Annotated in this window: 16 protein-coding genes; 9 read left to right on the top strand and 7 right to left on the bottom strand. The window is 53.9% G+C overall.

From position 1 onward, the window contains the following. Positions 1 to 54: 54 nt before the first annotated feature. The 4 genes from G5B42_RS06570 to G5B42_RS06555 all read left to right on the top strand — a co-directional run bounded on the left by G5B42_RS06570 (position 55) and on the right by G5B42_RS06555 (position 5,218). On the top strand, positions 55 to 1,206 hold the full coding sequence (locus G5B42_RS06570) for a S1C family serine protease (RefSeq protein ID WP_231133296.1): 1,152 nt from the start codon (positions 55 to 57) through the stop codon (positions 1,204 to 1,206). Positions 1,207 to 1,209: 3 nt separating this feature from the next. Continuing rightward, positions 1,210 to 1,674, top strand: a complete 465-nt coding sequence (locus G5B42_RS06565; protein ID WP_181339654.1) for a 23S rRNA (pseudouridine(1915)-N(3))-methyltransferase RlmH — start codon at positions 1,210 to 1,212, stop codon at positions 1,672 to 1,674. Between the two features lie 216 nt (positions 1,675 to 1,890). Continuing rightward, entirely contained in the window at positions 1,891 to 4,629 is a 2,739-nt protein-coding gene (locus tag G5B42_RS06560) for a carbohydrate binding domain-containing protein (protein WP_181339653.1), read from the top strand. A gap of 115 nt (positions 4,630 to 4,744) precedes the next feature. After that, positions 4,745 to 5,218 carry a glycoside hydrolase family 73 protein gene (locus G5B42_RS06555; RefSeq protein WP_181339652.1) on the top strand — a complete coding sequence of 158 codons (474 nt, stop codon included), beginning with the start codon at positions 4,745 to 4,747 and terminating at the stop codon, positions 5,216 to 5,218. Here G5B42_RS06555 and G5B42_RS06550 read toward each other — a convergent pair. Continuing rightward, a complete protein-coding gene (locus G5B42_RS06550) occupies positions 5,215 to 6,081 on the bottom strand; it encodes a DegV family protein (protein WP_181339651.1) in 867 nt (288 codons plus the stop codon). The genes G5B42_RS06555 and G5B42_RS06550 overlap by 4 nt on opposite strands. A 330-nt stretch (positions 6,082 to 6,411) precedes the next feature. Here G5B42_RS06550 and G5B42_RS06545 point away from each other — a divergent pair, with 330 nt between their 5' ends. From G5B42_RS06545 to G5B42_RS06535, 3 genes are all read left to right on the top strand, one after another. Continuing rightward, complete coding sequence (locus tag G5B42_RS06545) at positions 6,412 to 7,458, top strand: methionine ABC transporter ATP-binding protein (protein WP_181339694.1); 1,047 nt, start codon at positions 6,412 to 6,414, stop codon at positions 7,456 to 7,458. A gap of 22 nt (positions 7,459 to 7,480) precedes the next feature. Further along, complete coding sequence (locus G5B42_RS06540; RefSeq protein WP_181339695.1) at positions 7,481 to 8,080, top strand: methionine ABC transporter permease; 600 nt, start codon at positions 7,481 to 7,483, stop codon at positions 8,078 to 8,080. 86 nt (positions 8,081 to 8,166) lie between these two features. Continuing rightward, positions 8,167 to 8,913 carry a MetQ/NlpA family ABC transporter substrate-binding protein gene (locus tag G5B42_RS06535; RefSeq protein ID WP_231133311.1) on the top strand — a complete coding sequence of 249 codons (747 nt, stop codon included), beginning with the start codon at positions 8,167 to 8,169 and terminating at the stop codon, positions 8,911 to 8,913. Positions 8,914 to 8,994: 81 nt separating this feature from the next. Here the strand turns inward: G5B42_RS06535 and G5B42_RS06530 are convergent, their stop codons facing one another. Then, positions 8,995 to 9,714: an HAD family hydrolase gene (locus G5B42_RS06530; RefSeq protein ID WP_331274063.1), complete on the bottom strand. Its 720-nt coding sequence runs from the start codon at positions 9,712 to 9,714 to the stop codon at positions 8,995 to 8,997. 187 nt (positions 9,715 to 9,901) lie between these two features. On the opposite strand from G5B42_RS06530, the gene G5B42_RS06525 reads away from it, so the two are divergent. Both G5B42_RS06525 and G5B42_RS06520 read left to right on the top strand, forming a co-directional pair. Then, a complete protein-coding gene (locus tag G5B42_RS06525; protein ID WP_181339649.1) occupies positions 9,902 to 11,008 on the top strand; it encodes a DUF819 family protein in 1,107 nt (368 codons plus the stop codon). Positions 11,009 to 11,023: 15 nt separating this feature from the next. Further along, entirely contained in the window at positions 11,024 to 12,142 is a 1,119-nt protein-coding gene (locus G5B42_RS06520) for an N-acetyltransferase (protein ID WP_181339648.1), read from the top strand. 154 nt (positions 12,143 to 12,296) lie between these two features. On the opposite strand, the gene uvrA is transcribed toward G5B42_RS06520, so the two are convergent. The 5 genes from uvrA to G5B42_RS06495 form a co-directional block, all read right to left on the bottom strand. Continuing rightward, positions 12,297 to 15,143 carry an excinuclease ABC subunit UvrA gene (gene uvrA / locus G5B42_RS06515; protein WP_181339647.1) on the bottom strand — a complete coding sequence of 949 codons (2,847 nt, stop codon included), beginning with the start codon at positions 15,141 to 15,143 and terminating at the stop codon, positions 12,297 to 12,299. Between the two features lie 6 nt (positions 15,144 to 15,149). Continuing rightward, positions 15,150 to 17,123 carry an excinuclease ABC subunit UvrB gene (uvrB, locus tag G5B42_RS06510; RefSeq protein ID WP_181339646.1) on the bottom strand — a complete coding sequence of 658 codons (1,974 nt, stop codon included), beginning with the start codon at positions 17,121 to 17,123 and terminating at the stop codon, positions 15,150 to 15,152. A 141-nt stretch (positions 17,124 to 17,264) separates the two neighbouring features. Then, entirely contained in the window at positions 17,265 to 18,212 is a 948-nt protein-coding gene (locus G5B42_RS06505; protein ID WP_181339645.1) for a divergent polysaccharide deacetylase family protein, read from the bottom strand. A 39-nt stretch (positions 18,213 to 18,251) separates the two neighbouring features. Further along, the gene (locus G5B42_RS06500; protein WP_181339644.1) at positions 18,252 to 18,392 is read right to left on the bottom strand and encodes a hypothetical protein; all 141 of its coding nucleotides are present in this window, start codon (positions 18,390 to 18,392) and stop codon (positions 18,252 to 18,254) included. Then, positions 18,349 to 19,500: a S41 family peptidase gene (locus G5B42_RS06495; RefSeq protein WP_181339643.1), complete on the bottom strand. Its 1,152-nt coding sequence runs from the start codon at positions 19,498 to 19,500 to the stop codon at positions 18,349 to 18,351. Before G5B42_RS06495 ends, G5B42_RS06500 begins: the two co-directional genes overlap by 44 nt. Positions 19,501 to 19,522 lie beyond the last annotated feature (22 nt).

Here is a 19,522-nt window from a genome sequence, read left to right as displayed (position 1 = left end):
TCTTCCCTGGGGAAGAATAGGAAAACTGGGTAAGAAGTTTTCGGAGGTAAAAAGATGTCAACGCATTACCGAAGAGGAGGTCCTTCCTCCCGCACCAGTCTGTTTACCTTGTTTTTGATCGCTTCTTTTATGGGCGGTTTCCTGGTTCTGCTTGCCGTCCGCTTTACCGGATTGGGTCAGGCGTTGGTTGCCCAACCGCCGGTCCAACAAGAGGCAACGCCCGCGAAAGAGAGTCCTCCGGTCCAGCTCACCGACTATGAAAAAGCCACCATTGACGTGGTGGATAAGGTCGGCCCCAGTGTGGTGATGATCACCACCACCAGCCTGGTGGAGGTGAAAGATTTCTTCTTTGGCTTGGTCGGTTACCAGCCGGTTCAGGGCTTAGGTTCCGGGGTGATCTTCCGCAAGGATGGGCATATTCTGACGAATTATCATGTTATTGCGAAGGCCGAGGAGATTTTGGTTGTTTTGAATGACGGGCGCGAATTTCCGGCCAAACTCGTCGGGGCTGATCCCGATAATGATCTGGCGGTGCTCAAGATCGAAGGGGACAACTACCCGGTGGCCAAATTTGGCCGCTCGGCCGATCTCCGCGTCGGCCAAATGGCGATTGCCATCGGCAACCCCATCGGTGAAGGGTTGAAGAATACAGTGACGGTCGGCGTGATTAGTGCGGTGAACCGGAGTATTGCCACCGGGGAAAAAACCGCTTTGCGTGATTTAATCCAGACGGACGCTTCCATTAACCCTGGGAACTCGGGCGGCCCGTTGCTGAACAGTAAAGGCGAGGTCATCGGGATCAACACCGCCATTATCGAAGAGGCCCAGGGGATTGGCTTTGCGATTCCCATCGATAAAGCCCGGGAGATTGCTGATCTAATCATCAAGGGCGAACTGCGTCGTCCCGGAGCGATTGGTATCAGCTATGTGCCGTTCGATGAGAACAACAAGCGCTTTCTTGAACAGCGCCTGCGGGTCAAGCTTCCCGTGGACCAAGGCTTCCTGATTACGCGGGTCTACCCCGGTCCGGCGGCAAAAGCGGGATTGAAAGCCGGCGATGTCATCGTGGCCATCAACGGCGAAGCCATTAAGGAAGGTGCGAACTTTGCCGGTTTGGATCTGAAAGTTGGGGACCGGGTTACCATGGAGCTTTACCGGGGCAACCGCCGGTTTAAAGTAGAGATTACGGCGGAACCGTTGGAGTAGAAGATGTTACATCTGACGATTGTGGCGGTGGGCAAAATCAAAGAAGATTATCTGCGGCAAGGGATTGCCGAATACCAAAAAAGGCTTACCGCTTACACCAAACTGAAGATCGTCGAGGTTCCCGATTCCCCGTTGGGCCGCGCCCCGGGTGAGGCCCAAAAGGAAGAAGGAAAAAGGATCCAGGCCGTCTTGAAACCCCGTTCCTTTGTGGCCGTTTGTGATCCGCGGGGAAGGAAATTAACTTCCGAAGGGTTTGCCCGGTGGTTGGCGGCCCGGGAAAGCGGCGGCCAGGAAGTATACCTGGTGATTGGGGGCGCCTCGGGACTGGCGCCGGAGGTGACGGCCCTGGCCGATGACCGCCTTTCCTTCTCCGATCTGACCTTTCCCCATCAGCTTTTCCGGTTGGTTTTGTTGGAACAGATCTACCGCGGATTTAAGATCCTGCGGGGCGAACCTTATCATTTGTAAAGAAGAGCTAACAACGACATAAAGAACAAGGTTTAACGCGGTACAGGACAAGACCATTAATGCGCCAAGCTACCCTAGAACTGCAGGGTAGTTTTTTTTTTTGGCGCAATTAAAAAAAATTTACAATCTAGGCGGGCAGAATTCTTCGAAAACGTTTGTGATTTTTCCCAAATAATAATAATAAAATATCTATAAACAAGTAAGGGAGGGAAGATCATGAAATTAAGAATGATGAAGAAAACATGTTTTCCTGTGCTCATGTTTTTTCTCTTCATGATCTTGATCTTGGCCGGCAGTAGTTGGGCAGCGCTCCCCACCTGTACGGTAGATTGGCAGGATGAAAAACAGGAGATCGAAGGTTTTGGGGGATCCGGTGCTTTTCATCAAGCCGCCAATTTATGGTCCTATCCGGAAAGGGACCGGGAGCTCATTCTGGATCTGCTTTTTTCGCAGGAGAAAGGGATTGGCCTCAGCATTGTGCGGAACATCATCGGTGACGGGGGTGATTGGGGTGAGGAGATTGATGGCCCGACCCCAAGTATCCAGCCGGTGGAAGGGGTCTGGAACTGGTCCGGGGATGAGGACCAAATCTGGCTGATGAGAGAGGCGGCGCGGCGCGGATGCACCAGATTTGTCAGTACGGCCTGGAGCCCGCCCGCTTGGATGAAAACGAATAACAGTGTTATTCAAGGCGGCGAGTTGCGACCGGATAAATATCAAGCTTTTGCCGAATACTTAGCCCATTACGTCCGGGGATATCAGGAGCATCATCAGATCGAAATTTATGCCATTTCCCCCGCCAATGAGCCGGATTTAACCACGGACTACTCTTCTTGCCGCTGGACTGGTCTGCAACTGAGAGACTTCATCAAGAATCATCTAACTCCCACCTTAAAGCGGGAAGGGATCAATGTTAAAGTGATGATCCCGGAGACCATGAATTTTACGGAAAGCTACGCCTTGGCCACGCTGGACGATCCCGAAGCTTGTAAAGGAGTGGATATCATTGCCGCCCACGCCTATGATTTTATGGCCCTTCCTTTTCCGGTAGCCAAAAGCCACCAGAAGGCTATCTGGCAGACAGAAGTCTCGAATATCGGGTATAATGATGGTTCAATTGATGATGGACTAAAGTACGCGAAGTTGCTCCACGATCATCTTACCATAACGGAAGTCAATGCCTGGTTGTTTTGGTGGTTGGCGGCGTATAAACCGGGGGAAGCATTAATTCACCTGGATCCGGCCTTTCAAACCTTTACCACCTTTAAACGGCTTTATACCATAGGCAACTACAGCCGTTTTGTCCGGCCCGGTGATGTACGGCTCGGTACAGATAGTAATCCGGCACCCAATATCTTTGTGACTGCATTTAAAGATAAAGAAAGCGACCGGTTCGCCCTGGTTGCGATCAACAATGGGGAACGGGAGCGGACGGTTCAGTTTGTTTTAAAAGGCTTCCCCGCGACCAAAGGAGTGATCCCCTACCGGACTTCGGAGACGGAAGATCTGACAAAACTCACACCGCTCCCTGTCGCCAATGGCGTCTTTACAGCGGCGTTAAAAGCGAAAAGCGTCACCACTTTTATTCCAGACACCCATGAGTTGCCGGGTGTGTTAAGCATCCGGGAGATTTTCTCCCCGATTGCGGCGGGAACCTTTAGCGACCAGGCCGGAATAAAGCTGGAGACAACTCCCGCTGGCGAAAACATTATTGTTCTAAACGACCCGAAGGCTTATGTGGCTTATCAGAATTTCAACTTTGGCCTGGGGACGGCCACTTGCGAACTGAAGGTGGCGTTCACTGGCCGGGGTAAGTTGGAGTTAAAGTTACACAGCCCGGATTTGGGCTTGCCGCTGGCCAGGTACTCGGTGTTGGATGAAGCCACCGCCAGTCAAAGTGCTTGGCAAATCATCTCCCTCCCGACCGAACAGGTGCGCGGGGTAAATGATTTTTATTTGGTGTTTACCCCCTGGGATGAAGGGGCCGCTTGTCGGGTGGCCTGGTTGGAGTTTAAAGCTCCGGCAAAGCTACCGTCTGGTCAAATCAAGGTACAAATGGAGAATGAACTCGAAAATTTGAATACGAACCAGATAAAGACGCGTTTCACAATCGTAAACAACGGCCGCGTCCCTGTAAATCTGGCTACGGTTCAGGTCCGTTATTATTACACCCGGGATACCGCTGGACCACAGGAATTCAGCTACACCGGCGGTTCCCTCCCCGCTGCGGTGGTGAAGGGTCGCTTGGTCCCGATGCCGGCGATAACACCGGATGCCGATTATTACTTGGAAATAGGCTTTACGGAGGAAGCCGGAAGCCTGGAGCCGGAGGCGCAAATCGAACTCGGGGTTGTAATCTCCTGTCAGGATGGGGTCTACCGGCAAGAAAATGATTATTCGTTCCAGCCGAATCCGGAGGGGATGGTTGACTGGCCAGCGGTTACGGGATACGTTAATGAACGCCTTTGCTGGGGAGGCGAACCTTCCCTCCTGGTTAACCCGGGATTTGAAACCGGAACACTGGAGGGGTGGTTTAATTTCGGCGGGCCAAGTAAGATAACCGTTACCGCTGAGACCGCCCATACCGGAACCTACTGCGCCCTGATTACCAACCGGACGGATAGTTGGCAGGGAATCGCCCAAGACCTAAGCGCCATTATGAAGCCGGGCCGGACCTATGAGATTAACGCCTGGATCAAACTGAAGAACAAGATGCACGACGCGGGACGGGTCAGCATCAAACGGACCGATGACCGTGGTGATAACTATACATGGGTCGGTTCGGAGACGGTGAATGATGAGGAGTGGACCTTGGTTAGTGGCCAGTACGAACTGCAAGTTGACGGGATCTTAAAAACCCTTGAGTTATACACGGAAGGGCCCGGGTCCGGCGTCGAATATTATGTGGATAATGTGGTGATCAGGGAAGTAAGGGCTAACGCTGAGGATGAATAAGGGAGATCATACCACGCCGCCCATTTTGTGCCTTTACCCTTTATGAAAATAAAGACGGGGGGACATATAATACAGCAAATGGTTTAGGCCAACGCATCACAAGGGAGGAAAGGGTATGACTCCGGAAGAATTTGTTGCGACGTTAAAACCTTACGCGAAAACGATCCATGCGGTTTTCGGCATCCACTGGCGGGTGATCCTTGCCCAGGCGGCCCTGGAGACCGGGTGGCTAAGAAAACCCGTGACCGACCTGGAAACCGGCCGGAACTCTTTCAACCTTTTTAACATTAAAGGAGAAGGTCCGGCCGGGACCGTCAAGGCCTACGACATACAGTATATCAACGGACGACCGGTCAGAAGGGTCTTTAATTTCCGGGCTTACCACAATTACGAAGAATCTTTCGAAGATTATGCCCGGTTAATAACGGAGAATCCCCGTTACCAACAGGCAATGGCCGTGGCGGAAGATCCGGAGGCTTTTGCCTGGCGGATCCAACAGGCCGGCTATGCGGAAGATCCGCGTTACGCCCAGAAGTTAATCCAAATCATGCGGAAATATATTCCCGATGAGGAGGAACCCATCGACTAGGTTGGACTGAAGACCTTATTGGCAAAGAAAACGCCAACTCCGCCGATGCCAATGTGAACGCCGAGGACACCGCCGATTAAATCAATAATAAATTGGTCAAAGCCGAATTTTCCTTCAATCATGGTTTTAAGTTGGAAGGCGGTTTCCAAATCATCGGCATGGCAGATCCCAATGATCTGGGATTTATCCTTTGCACAACGTGCTTCCATTACCGCTATAATTTTTTCCAGGGCCCGTTTTTTGCCCCGGACTAACTGCAGAAGTCCGATCCGCCCGTTCTCCACGTGGAGGACGGGTTTTATATTAAGAATGTTCCCCATTAAACGGCCAGTCCGGCTGAGTCGTCCCCCACGGTAGAGGGCATCCAGATTATCCACGGTAAAGATGTGTTCCATGTGGGCGGTTTGGTTCTGTACAAACCGCACAATCTCTTCTTTATTTTTACCTTTTTGTGCCATTTCGGCCGCCCGCAGAACGACCAGGCCGGTGGCGAGGGCTCCGCCTTTGCTGTCGATAATATCCAGGTCAAAATCGGGGTAGAGCTGTTTAACCTCTTCTGCCACCATGAGGCTGGTCTGGTAAGTACCGGACATGGCACCGGAAAAAGCAATATAAAGGCAACGGTTGCCTTTCCGCGCGTGGTTGAGGAAGGTTTCTTTCATGATCATCGGGTTGACCTGTGCCGTGGTGGGTGTTTGTCCGTCCCGCATTGCTTGGTAAATTTGTTGGGTGGTGATGGTGACGCCATCCAAGTAACTGGCCTCATTGAGCAGGATGGAAAAGGGGAAGACCTCTATCTCGTATTCCTCAATGTAGTTTGCCGGCAAATGACATCCGCTGTCCGTAATGATAATTGTCTTCATCTACTTAACTCCTTTACTTCAATTATTCTAAAGCTATCATAAATTTCATGATTATTCAACGTTTGTTTTGTTCAGGCCGGTCCGAAAAGGAGAGGGCTTTTTTCCTGTACTTGTATTCGGGGTAGTCAGGAAATAGCCGGCCAGGGGAAGAGTTGGTTTTAAGCCTGATTTTATTGACAGTGTTAACCTAATAAGGTAAAATAAACTCTAACTTCGATGTATAGTTATTCTTCTTTTCTCCTTTCTTCGTTACCCCCTAGTCCAGGGGGCTATTTTAAAAATGGAAAAAGGTGGCCGCACCCGAAGAGGAGGTCCCAGATGTCATCAGTAATGATCGAACTTGAAAAAGTAACGAAAATTTACGGACAGGGCGAAAAACGTGTTGTTGCCTTGGCAGATGTCAGTTTACAGATTAAAAAGGGAGAGATCTTTGGGATTATCGGGTTGAGCGGAGCGGGGAAGAGTACCTTGATCCGCTGTATTAATAAGTTGGAAGAACCACAATCCGGAACCATCCGGTTGGCCGGGCAGGAGATCACTAACTTAAAGGGGAAAGAACTGCGGGAGGCCCGGCGGAAAATCGGCATGATCTTTCAACACTTTAATCTCCTTTCTTCCCGGACGGTCTACCGAAACGTCGCTTTTCCCTTGGAGATCAGCGGAGTTAAACCGAAAGAGCGGGATGAAAGGGTCCGTTCCTTGCTTGACCTTGTCGGGCTCTCCGATAAAATAAACGCCTACCCTTCAGAGCTTAGTGGTGGCCAAAAACAGCGGGTGGGGATCGCACGGGCCTTGGCCAGCAACCCGGAAGTTCTCCTCTGTGATGAGGCAACCTCCGCTTTGGATCCGGACACGACCAAATCCATTTTACGGTTGCTGCAGGATGTAAACCGCCGTTTTGGCTTGACGATTGTCCTCATTACCCACCAGATGGAAGTCATCAAGGAGATCTGCGATACGGTTGCCGTCATTGATGACGGGCGCATCGTGGAACAGGGTTCAGTAGTTGAACTGTTTGCCCGCCCCCGATCGGCGGCGGCCCGGCGGTTTATGAAGGGAGTTTTGCATACTGAGATTCCGCCGGAGATTCAGGAGCGGATGACCGCCGAAGGTTCGCGGGAGCGGCCCGGCAAAACCGTCCGGATCTCTTTCATCGGCGGTGTGGCGGGTAAGCCGATCATCTCGTCGGTGATCCGCCAGTTCCAGGTGGATGTCAATATCCTCTATGCGAATCTGGATTTTATTAAAAACATGCCCTTTGGTTCGCTTATTGTGGAAATAACCGGCGACGAGGCCAAAGTAGAAAGGGCACTTGAGTATCTGACCGCGCAGGGGTTAAAATTGGAGGTGCTTGCTGGTGTGGGCCCAGATTCTTAATGCAACCATCGAGACCGTATATATGGTAGGGGTGGCTTTAGTCCTCTCCGCCCTCTTCGGCATTCCCCTTGGGATTTTGCTGGTGATCACCGGACCGCGGCACATTAAACCGCTGCCCCTCGTCCACCGGACGCTTTCGGTCGTAATCAACGTGGGCCGGTCTTTGCCCTTTATCATTTTGTTGGTGGCGATTATCCCCTTTACCCGCTGGCTGGTGGGGACCTCAATCGGCACCACCGGTGCGATTGTTCCGCTGACGGTCAGCGCGATCCCGTTCATGGCCCGGGTCGTCGAGACGGCCCTTTTGGAGGTGGACTGGGGTGTGATCGAGGCGGCCCAAGCCATGGGGGCTTCCACGCGGCAGATCATTACCAAGGTGCTTATTCCGGAGGCCATTCCCGGGCTGGTTTTAGGGGTGACGATGGTGGCGGTCAGTTTAATCAGTTATTCGGCAATGGCCGGGGCGGTAGGCGGTGGTGGCCTGGGCGACTTGGCGATTCGTTATGGTTACCAGCGTTTCCGGGGCGATATCATGATCATCACCGTCTTGGTCCTGGTGGCGATGGTGCAGAGCATTCAGTCTTTCGGCGGATGGTTGGCCAGCCGGTTAAACCACCGTTGATCAGTTGATAAAAAAATTAAATGGAGGTGGATTTTCTGATGGGCAAAAAACATTTTCTGGTTGGGCTATTACTCCTACTTGTGATCATGGTCAGTCAAGCGTTCGCGGCGGAAACAGTCGAATTGAAAGTGGGTGCTTCTCCCACGCCCCATGCGGAGATTCTGGAGGTCGTGAAACCGATGTTGGCGGCGGAAGGAATTCAACTCCGGATCATCGAGTTTCAAGACTACGTCCAACCCAATCTGGCCCTGGCCGAAGGGGAGCTCGACGCCAACTTTTTCCAGCACATTCCCTATCTTGAACAGTTTGCCAAGGATCACCGGTTGGACTTGACTTATATTGCGAAGGTGCACATCGAACCGATGGGCGTCTACTCCAAAAAAATAACCAAGCTGGAACAGTTGCGGAACCGCGCAGTGGTGGCGGTGCCGAATGATCCGACCAACTGCGGACGGGCATTGATGTTACTGCAACAAGCGAACTTGATTGAACTCAAGGCCGGCGTTGGTCTGCTTGCCACCGAGTTTGACATTGTGAAGAATCCGAAAAACATACAGGTCAGGGCCTTGGAAGCCGCTCAGTTGCCACGGGTTCTTCCCGAGGTTGATCTGGCGGTGATCAATACCAACTATGCGCTGCCGGCCGGCCTGGTTCCGACCCGGGATGCCTTGTTTATCGAAGGTGCGGAATCGCCTTATGCGAATGTGCTGGCGGTGCGGACCGCGGACCGGAATAATCAGGCCCTGCAAAAGCTGGCCCAGGCTTTGAACAGCCCGGAGGTAAAGGCCTATCTTCTGGAGAATTACAGCGGAGATATTGTCCCCGCTTTCTAAACAGGCAAATGTATCGCGGTCTATTGTTATGAAAGACAGAAACCCCTTGCTCCACAAGGGGTTTTTGTTTTTGATTCAATTTTAGGTGCGCGGTGGCCTTAACGCCATGATGATTGAGGGAAGCTCGGCCAGGCGGCAAGTGTAGTCGGGCTTAATTTCGGTCTTTTCCCTTCTGATCAGCCGGTCGGTGACTAAACAGGTCTTGATTCCCAGGCGGGCCGCGATCATATCTTCTTCCTCATCATTCCCGATCATCAGACACTCCCCGGCTTTGGCCCCGAGGAGGTCCAAAATTTCCCGGTAGTAATTGGGATTGGGCTTACAGAAATGCATCTGCTCCATGGACGTCACCAACCGATAAGGGAGATCGTGGCAGTTGATCCAGGATAAACGTTCGATAAGCGCATAGCGGGGAAAGATTGGGTTGGTGGCGATGGTAATGCTAAAACCTTGCATCAAAGCGGAGGTCAAAAGGTTTCGGACCGGGCCGGCCGGTGGCAGGTTGTTGCCCAGGGCGCGGTACTCCTGCGCATAAAAGTCACGGAAGATTGGTTCCAAAAAGGAGCGGGACAAGCCGATCCGGGCCGGGAAGTCCTGCCAAAAGACTTCTTCATTGGTCAGACGCGGATCATTGTTTTGGATCATTGCCATGGTACTGGCCAACAATTTTTCTTGAAAGGCCCGTGGTTCAACGGTGGCGGCAAACCGGGCGCTGAGGGCTGAAAGATAATCCCGGAAGAAAAAATCCAGGTCAATAGGGAGTAGTGTTCCGTCCAAATCAAAAAGGAGGTGTTTGATCACGATTATCCTTCCTTTCTTGGCCGGGCAGGGCTGAATAGATTATACCTAATTGAGATCGGGAAGTAAAGGCGGGTGCTTTTTGTTGCCATGTTTATCCCCTTCGGTTACCTTGACAAACAAAGAACGGTAATTGTAAAATCTAGTTACTGGCCTTGGACTCAGGAAAAGAGAGAAAAGAGGCGATGTTGTGAAAGTTATCGAAATTATCTTTTACTTTATTACACCGCTTTTAATCACCAAAGGGGTGCGAAGCTCAAAAAAACTGGAGTTTCTCAGTCCGATTCTCCTTTGTTATCTGGTGGGGATGGTTCTTGGTAACCAAAGTTTAGTACCGATCGACAAACAATTGGCGTTGTCCTTGGCCGAGGTCGCAGTGCCAATCGCTATTCCGCTAATCCTTTTTTCGACCGATATTAAACGTTGGTTAAAGCTGGCGCGGAAGACAGTACTCTCCTTCGTCCTGGTGGCGATTAGTGCGATTGTCAGTGCTGTTCTTGCCGCCCTCTTATTTTCTTGGGTTCCGGAATACTGGAAAATTTCAGGGATGCTGGTAGGTGTGTACACGGGCGGAACCCCTAATTTGATGGCCATTGGCCTGGGATTACGGGTGCGGGAAGAGACTTTGATCTTAACCAACACCGCCGATGCAATCATGGGCGGACTCTATTTCTTATTTTTAATAACCGGGGCCAAATGGTTAATCAGTAAGGTGCTACAACCATTTTCTTCCCCGTTTGCAGAACCGGCTTTAGCGGCGACGGCGGAAGAAGGATCCAAAGTCGAATTGGGCTTTGCCGTGCTGCTATCCTTGATCTGTGTGGGGATTAGCGTTGGCCTCTCCCTCCTGCTCACCGGCGGGTTTGATGTCAGCATTATCATGTTAATCCTCACTACCCTCGGTGTAGCCGCCTCCTTTCACCGGCGGATCCGGGAAATTAAGGGTACTTACGAAGCAGGGCAGTATTTTATCCTTGTCTTTTCGTTGACCCTGGGGACTAACATCAATTTCCAGGAGATCTTAAGATCTTCTTCGGGAATCTTTCTGTACACCGCCTTTGTCATGACGACCGCCATTATGATCCATTTAATTCTCGCGTGGATCTTCCGGATTGATACGGATACCATGATTATTACCTCCACCGCGGGGATCTTTGGACCGGCCTTTATCGGTCCGGTCGCCGAACGTCTACAGAACCGTGAGGTGATCGTACCGGGATTAACCTGTGGTTTGGTGGGATATGCCATCGGTAATTACTTGGGCTTTGCGGTTGCTTGGTTGCTGATGCCACGATAAGATGGGAGAAGAAAAATGCTGCAAATTAAAGAAGTGCATGACGTTAAGGGATTGAAAAAATTTATTGCGCTGCCGTGGACGATCTATAAAAACGATCCCAACTGGGTACCGCCCCTCCGCGGGCAACAGCTCCGTACCTTGCAAGGGAAGAACAACCCCCTCCTGGCGAACGGGGAACATACTTTCTTTCTGGCCCAGGACGGGGAGAAAGTGGTTGGGCGGATCTTGGTCGGTGTTAACCGAAAACTGAACGCGGAGAAGAAAAAAGCCGAAGGTTATCTGAGCCTTTTTGAAGCGGTCGATGACCAGGAAGTGGCCTTCGCCTTATTTGACGCGGCCAGCCGGTGGTTGCGCGCGCGGGGCCTGACCAGTATCGTCGGGCCGGTCTCCCCGACCAACGGCGATGATAACCGGGGAATTTTAATCCAGGGGTTTGACGGACCGCCGGTGTTGATGAATTCTTATAATCCCCCCTATTACGAGAGTTTTTTTGAAGCCTATGGGTTCAGCAAGGATATGGATCTCTTCGCCTTTTATCTGGATGTGGCGAGTTTGGATACCGAACGGTTCGACCGGGTGGTCTCTTACGCGATGCGCAAATACAAGTTCCGGATCGACCGTTTTGACCGGAAACAACTGGAGCGGGAAATCCGGGATATTAAAACAATCCTTGACTTGGCCATGCCCGCCACCTGGGAGCATTTAACCCCGCCCTCGCTGGAAGAGATCCGCTCTGAATTCCAGGCCTTGGTCCAGTTTATGGATGCGGATCTGGTCTACATCGCCCGCGCCGGGACGGAACCCATTGGTTTTGTTGTTGGTTTACCCGACTATAACCAGGTCTTGAAACGGCTGAACGGCCGGTTGTTCCCCTTTGGTTGGGCAAAATATCTCTGGTATAAGCGGCGGATCACCGGGGCCCGGGTCTTTATCCAGTTTGTCGTCCCGAAGTTCCGGAACAAGGCGGTGAACAGTGCAATCTACCACCGCTTAATGGTGGCCGCGCGCAAGAAAGGCTATACCTATGGCGAAGGGTCGGCCATTGCCGAGATGAACAAGGAATCCATCCGGTCGGTGGAGGGAGCGGGCGGCCGGCTCTACCGGACCTACCGGATCTACCGGAAAGAAATATAGGTCAAACCGGTGGGCGGTTGATTGGCCTTACCTAAAAAAGAAAAAGAAAAAACGTATCACAAAAAACGCACCACGTAGCTTTTAAGAGGGCTTGCTGGTGCGTTCATTTTTCTTTTCATAATGGTTTTAAGGTATTGTTCGGGACTCCGGCGGTTTAAGCCTCTTTTCCCACCGGTACCAGGCCCAGCACCGGCCGGAGGACTTCGCCGGTGTATGAGGCGGGGTTGTTGGCCACTTCTTCCGGAGTACCGAGAGCGATGACCTGACCGCCCTGGTCGCCACCCTCCGGACCAAGATCGATCAGGTAATCGGCGGTCTTAATCACCTCGAGGTTGTGCTCGATCACCAGGACGGTGTTGCCACTGTCGACCAAGCGTTGCAAGATCTCCAGGAGCTTTTCCACATCGGCAAAGTGCAGACCGGTGGTGGGTTCGTCCAGAATATAAAAGGTCCGGCCGTTACTGCGCTTCGCCAATTCAGTGGCCAGTTTGACCCGTTGGGCTTCGCCCCCCGAGAGAGTGGTGGCCGGTTGTCCCAGCTTCATATAGCCTAACCCCACATCGTACAAGGTCTGGAGGCGCCGCTGGATCCGGGGGTGGTTGGCAAAAAACTCCAGCGCTTCCTCAACGGGCATTTCCAGAATATCGGCGATAGTTTTGCCCCGGTATTTAACCTCAAGGGTCTCCCGGTTGTACCGTTTCCCCTTACAAACTTCACAGGGTACGTAGACATCGGGCAGGAAGTGCATCTCGATGCGGATGATCCCGTCGCCGGAGCAGGCTTCGCAACGGCCGCCTTTGACATTAAAAGAAAAACGCCCGGGTTTATACCCGCGTAATTTGGCCTCGGGGGTTTCGGCAAAGACGGCCCGGATCTCATCGAAGACCCCGGTATAGGTGGCCGGATTCGAGCGGGGTGTGCGGCCGATCGGCGACTGGTCAATGTTGATCACCTTGTCGAGGTGTTCAAGGCCTTCAACCCGGTCGTGGGCACCGGGATGGATGATGGTCGCCCGGTTCAGTTCGCGGGCGAGGACCGGATAAAGGATATCATTGATCAAAGTGCTTTTGCCGGAGCCCGAAACCCCGGTCACGGCAACGAAACAACCTAAGGGGATGGCCACATCGATATTCTTCAAATTATGCTCCCGGGCCCCTTTGATCGTTAAATACTTGCCGTTACCAGGACGGCGTAAGGCCGGAACGGGGATCTGGCGCCGGCCCGATAGGTAAGCACCGGTCACCGAGCGGGAGCAACTGGTGATGGCCTGCAGATCACCGGCGGCGACCACTTCGCCGCCGTGGGCCCCGGCTCCGGGGCCGATGTCGATCAGGTAATCGGCGGCCCGCATCATCTCTTCGTCATGTTCGACCACGATCAAAGTGTTGCCCAAGTCGCGTAGATTCAAGAGGGCATTAATCAGGCGGCGGTTATCCCGCTGGTGCAGACCAATGCTGGGTTCATCCAGAATGTACAAAACCCCCACCAGGGAAGAGCCGATCTGGGTGGCCAGCCGGATCCGTTGGGCTTCGCCGCCCGAAAGGGAGCCGGCGGCCCGGTCAAGAGTCAGATAGTCGAGGCCGACATCGACCAGGAACCCAAGGCGTTTATCGATTTCTTTCAAAATCTGCCTGGCGATGAGTTGCTCCTTCTCGGAGAGTTGAAGCGAGGCAAAAAACTGCCGGGCTTTGGCGATCGAAAAGGCCGTTACCTGGCTGATGTTATATGAACCGATCTTGACGGCCAGACTTTCCGGCCGGAGACGGGCACCTTGGCAGCTGCTGCAGGGGCGCATGGTCATGAAACGTTCCTCAAATTCTTGCCGGATCGCCTCCGACTCAGTCGTCCGGTAGCGGCGGCTTAGGTTGTTAATAATCCCTTCGAACCGGATCTGTTGCCGCCACTGACGGCCGTTGTTACTTTGATAAACAACGGGGATCTTTTCCCGGCCGGAGCCGTAAAGGATGGCCTTGATCTGGCTTGGCGTGGCTTCTTTCAAGGGCTGATCCGGGTCCAGGCCGTAATAGCGGGCGACACTGAGCAGATACTGGAGGGACCAGGAACTCTCATTGGCGCTCCAGGGCAGAACCGCCCCTTCTCTGATGGAACGGTTTTTATCCAGAATTTTTTCGGGGTCAATCTCCTGTTTAAAACCCAACCCGTCACAGTCGGGACAGGCCCCGTAGGGCGAGTTAAAGGAGAACATCCGCGGGGTAATCTCCTCAAAACTGAACCCGCATTGGGGACAGGCAAAATTGGCGCTGTAAAGTGTTTCTTCGCCTGCCAGGGGAGCAATAATCACCAGGCCTTTGGCCATATTGAGGGCCAGTTCGATCGAATCGGCCAGCCGCTGTTCGATCCCGGGCCGGAGAATGAGCCGGTCCACGACCACTTCGATCCAGTGTTGTTGGTACCGGCTAAGGGTGATCTCGTCGTCCAGGTTATAAATCTCGCCGTCCACCCGGACCCGGACAAACCCCTCTTTTTTCAAGTCGGAAAAAACCTTGGTGTACTCGCCCTTCCGCCCCCGGACGATCGGGGCCAGGACATGAAATCTGGTTTCGGCCGGCAGGGTCATGACTTGGTCGACGATCTGCTCCACGGTCTGCTTGGTAATGGGACAGCCGCACGTGGGGCAGAAGGGCTGCCCAATCCGGGCAAACAACAAGCGGAGATAGTCGTAGATTTCGGTGACCGTGCCCACGGTGGAACGGGGGTTCCGTGAGGTTGTCTTCTGGTCGATGGAGATCGCCGGGGAAAGGCCTTCGATGTAGTCCACATCGGGCTTTTCCATTTGCCCAAGGAACTGCCGGGCGTAGGCGGAGAGCGATTCCACGTAACGCCGTTGGCCTTCCGCGTAAATGGTGTCAAAGGCCAAGGAAGATTTGCCCGAACCGGAGATCCCGGTCATTACCACCAGCTGGTTCCGGGGAATCTCGAGATCGATATTTTTCAGGTTGTGGACACGCGCGCCGCGAATGGTGATCCAGTCTTTTTTCATCGTGGTTCATTCCTCCAGTAATTTCTGCCATTCCTTCAGTTCGTCCCGTAATTGGGCCGCGGTCTCAAATTCCAGCCGCTCGGCCGCCGCCAACATCTCCGTTTCTAACCGGTTAATGATCTCCTCCACTTCGGCCCGGGTCATTTTCTGTTGTTTGGTCCGGTAGGCCACTTTCTCTTCAGCCACCTGTTCCAGGTTGATCAGATCGCGCACCGCTTTCTGGACCGATGCGGGCGTGATGTTGTGCTCTTCGTTATAACGGATCTGTTTGGTGCGGCGCCGGTTGGTTTCCTGGATGGCCCGGGCCATCGAGTCGGTTATCTGGTCGGCATACATGATCACCTTCCCGGCCACATGACGGGCGGCCCGGCCGATGATCTGGATCAAAGTGGTCTCCGAACGGAGAAAACCTTCCTTGTCCGCGTCCAGGATGGCCACCAGCGTCACTTCGGGAAGATCAAGTCCCTCCCGTAATAGGTTGATCCCGACGAGGACATCGAATTTCCCCAGCCGGAGATCGCGCAGGATCTGAACCCGGTCGATGGTGTGGATTTCGGAGTGGAGATATTTCACGCGAAAACCGGCCTCTTCCAAGTATTCGGTTAAATCTTCGGCCATCCGTTTGGTTAAAGTGATGACCAAAACCCGCTCCTGGCGGTCCACCCGCTGGCGGATCTCTTCCATCAGGTCATCGATCTGTCCTTTCACCGGGCGGACTTCCACCTCCGGATCCAAGAGTCCGGTGGGGCGAATGACCTGTTCAACTACTTGGGAAGCTTTTTCCAGTTCGTAGGCGGCCGGGGTGGCCGACACGTAGATTACTTGGTTAACGGCTTGTTCAAACTCTTCAAAACGGAGCGGGCGGTTATCCAGGGCGGAAGGCAGGCGAAAACCGTATTGCACCAAGGTTTCTTTGCGTGAACGGTCCCCGGCGTACATCGCCCGCAGTTGGGGGATGGTCACGTGGGACTCGTCAATAAAGAGCAAAAAGTCGTCGGGGAAATAATCCAGAAGGGTGGCCGGGGGTTCGCCCGGTTGCCGTCCGGTTAAATGGCGGGAATAGTTCTCAATCCCCTGGCAGTAACCGACTTCTTGCAGCATCTCCAGGTCAAAGCGGGTCCGTTGCTCCAACCTTTGGGCTTCCAAAAGTTTGCCGGCCGCCCGCAGCCGGGTAAGCTCCGTTTCGAGTTCGGCTTCGATCGAGCGGATCGCCGCTTTCAGCTTTTCTTCACTGGTCACGTAGTGGGTGCCCGGGTAGATGGTGATCTGTTCTTTCTCGCCCAAAATTTCCCCAGTTAAAGGATCGACTTCGAAGATCCGGTCGATTTCATCCCCGAAGAGTTCGATCCGGACAACGGTTTCACCATAGACCGGGAAAATTTCGATCACATCCCCGCGCACCCGGAAGGTGCCACGGGTGAAGCCCACGTCGTTGCGGGTGTATTGGATCCCCACCAGGCGGCGGAGGATCTTGTCACGGTTCCGGGTGTCCCCGTGTTTTAAGGAGAGGGTCATGCCCTGGTAGTCCTCGGGGGAGCCCAGGCCGTAGATGCAGGAGACGCTGGCCACAATTAAAACATCCCGCCGTTCAAAGAGGGCGGAGGTGGAAGCATGGCGCAGCCGGTCGATCTCCTGGTTGATGCTGGCATCTTTTTCAATATAGGTATCGGACTGGGGGATGTAGGCTTCCGGTTGGTAGTAGTCGTAATAACTGACGAAGTAATGGACGGCGTTCTCCGGGAAAAACTCCTTGAACTCGCTGTATAACTGGGCGGCCAGGGTTTTGTTATGGGCAATGACCAAGGTGGGCCGGTTGACCCGGGCGATCACATTGGCCATGGTAAACGTCTTTCCGGATCCGGTCACGCCCAGCAAAACCTGGTGGCGCATCCCGGCTTCGAGCCCCGCGGTCAACTGTTCGACCGCCTGCGGTTGGTCGCCGCGGAGCTGGAAAGGGGAGACGAGCTTGAATCCGGACATCGAATCAACTCCATACATCAGCGTTTACATAAAAGCTAGTATAACAAAGGGCAAGCCAAATGGCAAGGGTAAAAAAAGAAATGTCGAACATACATTCGTGTTCGACACAAAAGGAGGAAATCCTCTTCCGGGAGGTTAAACTTACTTAACAAGCACGGAGACATGGACCAACTCAATCCCGGCGGCCTCAAAGCGGGGAATCGCCTCTTTCAGGGCGGCGGCCACGCCGGGGCGGGTGTGGGCGATCCCGATGGCCGCTCCCTGGGCGAGGGCTTTTTCGATCAAAAGGTCGATCTGAACCGGGAAGGTTTCTAAACCGGACCCGTCCAGAAAAACATCGCGGACGGCGGTGGGCACGCCGTATTCGCGGGCAACGGTGGCGGCGACGGAGGTGTGAATGGTCCGGCTGTCTACAAAGAATAAACCCGCCTTTTTCAACTCCGCCATTAAAATCTGCATTAACCGCCGGTCTTGTGTCCCTTTCGAACCCATGTGGTTATTTACCCCGGTAATCCCCGGGACGGCGGCCAAGTTGGCCCGGATCTGCCGGCGTAATTGTTCGGGCGTAAAATCGGTCCGCAGTACCCCCGGGCCCGGGTCGGTTTGGGGATCGAGGGGTTCCAGTGGTAAATGAAGGATGACCTCCTGCTTCCGCCTGATTGCTTCCCGGGCATGGGGCTCCGAATAGCGGCCCCAGGGCAAAACGGCAAAGGTCAAGGGGATCTCCAGTTCCCAAAAAGCTTCCGTTGCTTCCTGGACAAAGCCGAGATCATCGATGATGATCGCGACGCGTGCCCGGGGCTGGACCGGCGTTTCCGGCCGGGGCGCCGGTGGTTCCGGGCGGCGGGGGATGAAGGGCTCCGGCCGCCCCATGGACAGTAACCACTGGACGGTGGGGGTGAAGCCGGGCTTTAGTCCGGCCAACCCGGAGTCGGGCTGGGAAGACCGAGGGGCAACAACGGGTGGGATCACGGCCGACCAGAGCAGGTACTGACCGGCCAGGGCTGCGATCAGCAGAAGCGGCAAAAGGCGGTGGCGGAAAGACCGCCGCGGTGACAACGGAAGGTTGGTTTGGAGTTGCGGGGTCATGCGGAACACTCCCTCTCGCGAGTGTCAACTTGTTTCCAACTAGGCGGCCGGTCGGCGGCGGGCGATGATCAACTGCTTCAGAATCTGCAGCGCGGTATCGGTCTGGAGGCGATCGACCGTTTGCAACAGGGCAAGGTCATTTTCTTCTGTGGCCGCCCGGGGGGTGGACGGGAGAGTCACGCGGACGTCGGGTTCCACGCCGGTCCGGTGGATGGAATAGCCGCCGGCCGTTAAGTAACGGGCCACCGTCAGGTAGAGGGCACCACCCCCCCCGGAGGGGGATCACATCCTGGACCAGACCTTTACCGAAAGTGGTGTTGCCAACCAGCACCCCGGCTTTTAAGTGTTGGATCGCACTGGCGACGATCTCCGATGAGCTGGCACTCCACTCGTTGATCAGCACGACCAGCGGAAAGGACGGGTGGGGATTGGGATAAGCGTAAAAATGCTCGGTGGTTTGGTTCCGGTATTGCAGGGACACGAGGGGAATCGTTTCCGCCCGGGGGAGAAACTGGCTGGCGACCTCCAGGGCGGAAAGGAGCAAACCGCCGGGGTTATAACGCAGATCCAAAACAATCCCGGCCACCTGTTCCCGGGTGAAGATCCGCAAAGCCCGCCCCAAGTCCTTTCCGGTTTCCTCGGTAAACTGGGTAAGCGTGATCCAGCCGACCTTGCCGATTTGCGGATCGGACCGGATCTCCCACTCAATGGAAGGGTCGATTAACGCCCTGGTTAAAGTAATATCCTTCGCGGGCAGGACACCGCCCCGTTGGACCGTCAAGACCACGGTCGTTCCGGGAGGGCCTAAAATGGCACCGACGGCGGCTTCTTTTGTCAGGCCGGCCGTTGGTTGGTGGTTAATCGCCGTAATCCGGTCGCCCGGTTGCAAACCAGCCCGGGCCGCCGGGGAGTTGTTGATTGTTTTAAAAACGATCAATTGTCCGTCGGTATACTCGAGATAGAGGCCGATTCCGCCGTAAACACCTTTATTCTCCTCCAGTAACCGGTGGTATTCTTCCGCCGCCAGGTATTTGGTATAAGGATCGCCCAAACTGGCCAACAGGGCAGGAACATTGCCGGTTTGCAGATAAGTCAGGACCAAACGGGAAAGGCTCAGGGGCTCGTAATATTTTAACTTCAACAGCGGAATCACTTGGCAAGCCAGGCCCAGATCCCTGTATTTATCCTGGGTTAAGGCAAAACCAAACCCGAAAAAAGTGGTTACCAATAAAAAAAACACGAGCAACCGGATTGCCGGCCGGCGGGGCAGATCAAATCTGTTCGTCACGGCCTTCGTCTCCTTTATCCTC

It is taken from the genome of Capillibacterium thermochitinicola (assembly GCF_013664685.1).
GTDB classification, from domain to species: Bacteria; Bacillota; UBA4882; order UBA10575; family UBA10575; genus Capillibacterium; species Capillibacterium thermochitinicola.
Note: the sequence above shows the minus strand (reverse complement) of the source record. Positions and strands in the feature narration are given on the sequence as shown.

Excerpts from the sequence above, each read along its gene's own strand:
- G5B42_RS06570 (WP_231133296.1), top strand. The coding sequence starts at position 55 with ATGTCAACGCATTACCGAAGAGGAGGTCCTTCCTCCCGCACCAGTCTG.
- G5B42_RS06565 (WP_181339654.1), top strand. The coding sequence starts at position 1,210 with ATGTTACATCTGACGATTGTGGCGGTGGGCAAAATCAAAGAAGATTAT.
- G5B42_RS06560 (WP_181339653.1), top strand. The coding sequence starts at position 1,891 with ATGAAATTAAGAATGATGAAGAAAACATGTTTTCCTGTGCTCATGTTT.
- G5B42_RS06555 (WP_181339652.1), top strand. The coding sequence starts at position 4,745 with ATGACTCCGGAAGAATTTGTTGCGACGTTAAAACCTTACGCGAAAACG.
- G5B42_RS06550 (WP_181339651.1), bottom strand. The coding sequence starts at position 6,081 with ATGAAGACAATTATCATTACGGACAGCGGATGTCATTTGCCGGCAAAC.
- G5B42_RS06545 (WP_181339694.1), top strand. The coding sequence starts at position 6,412 with ATGATCGAACTTGAAAAAGTAACGAAAATTTACGGACAGGGCGAAAAA.
- G5B42_RS06540 (WP_181339695.1), top strand. The coding sequence starts at position 7,481 with ATGGTAGGGGTGGCTTTAGTCCTCTCCGCCCTCTTCGGCATTCCCCTT.
- G5B42_RS06535 (WP_231133311.1), top strand. The coding sequence starts at position 8,167 with ATGGTCAGTCAAGCGTTCGCGGCGGAAACAGTCGAATTGAAAGTGGGT.
- G5B42_RS06520 (WP_181339648.1), top strand. The coding sequence starts at position 11,024 with ATGCTGCAAATTAAAGAAGTGCATGACGTTAAGGGATTGAAAAAATTT.
- uvrA (WP_181339647.1), bottom strand. The coding sequence starts at position 15,143 with ATGAAAAAAGACTGGATCACCATTCGCGGCGCGCGTGTCCACAACCTG.
- uvrB (WP_181339646.1), bottom strand. The coding sequence starts at position 17,123 with ATGTCCGGATTCAAGCTCGTCTCCCCTTTCCAGCTCCGCGGCGACCAA.
- G5B42_RS06505 (WP_181339645.1), bottom strand. The coding sequence starts at position 18,212 with ATGACCCCGCAACTCCAAACCAACCTTCCGTTGTCACCGCGGCGGTCT.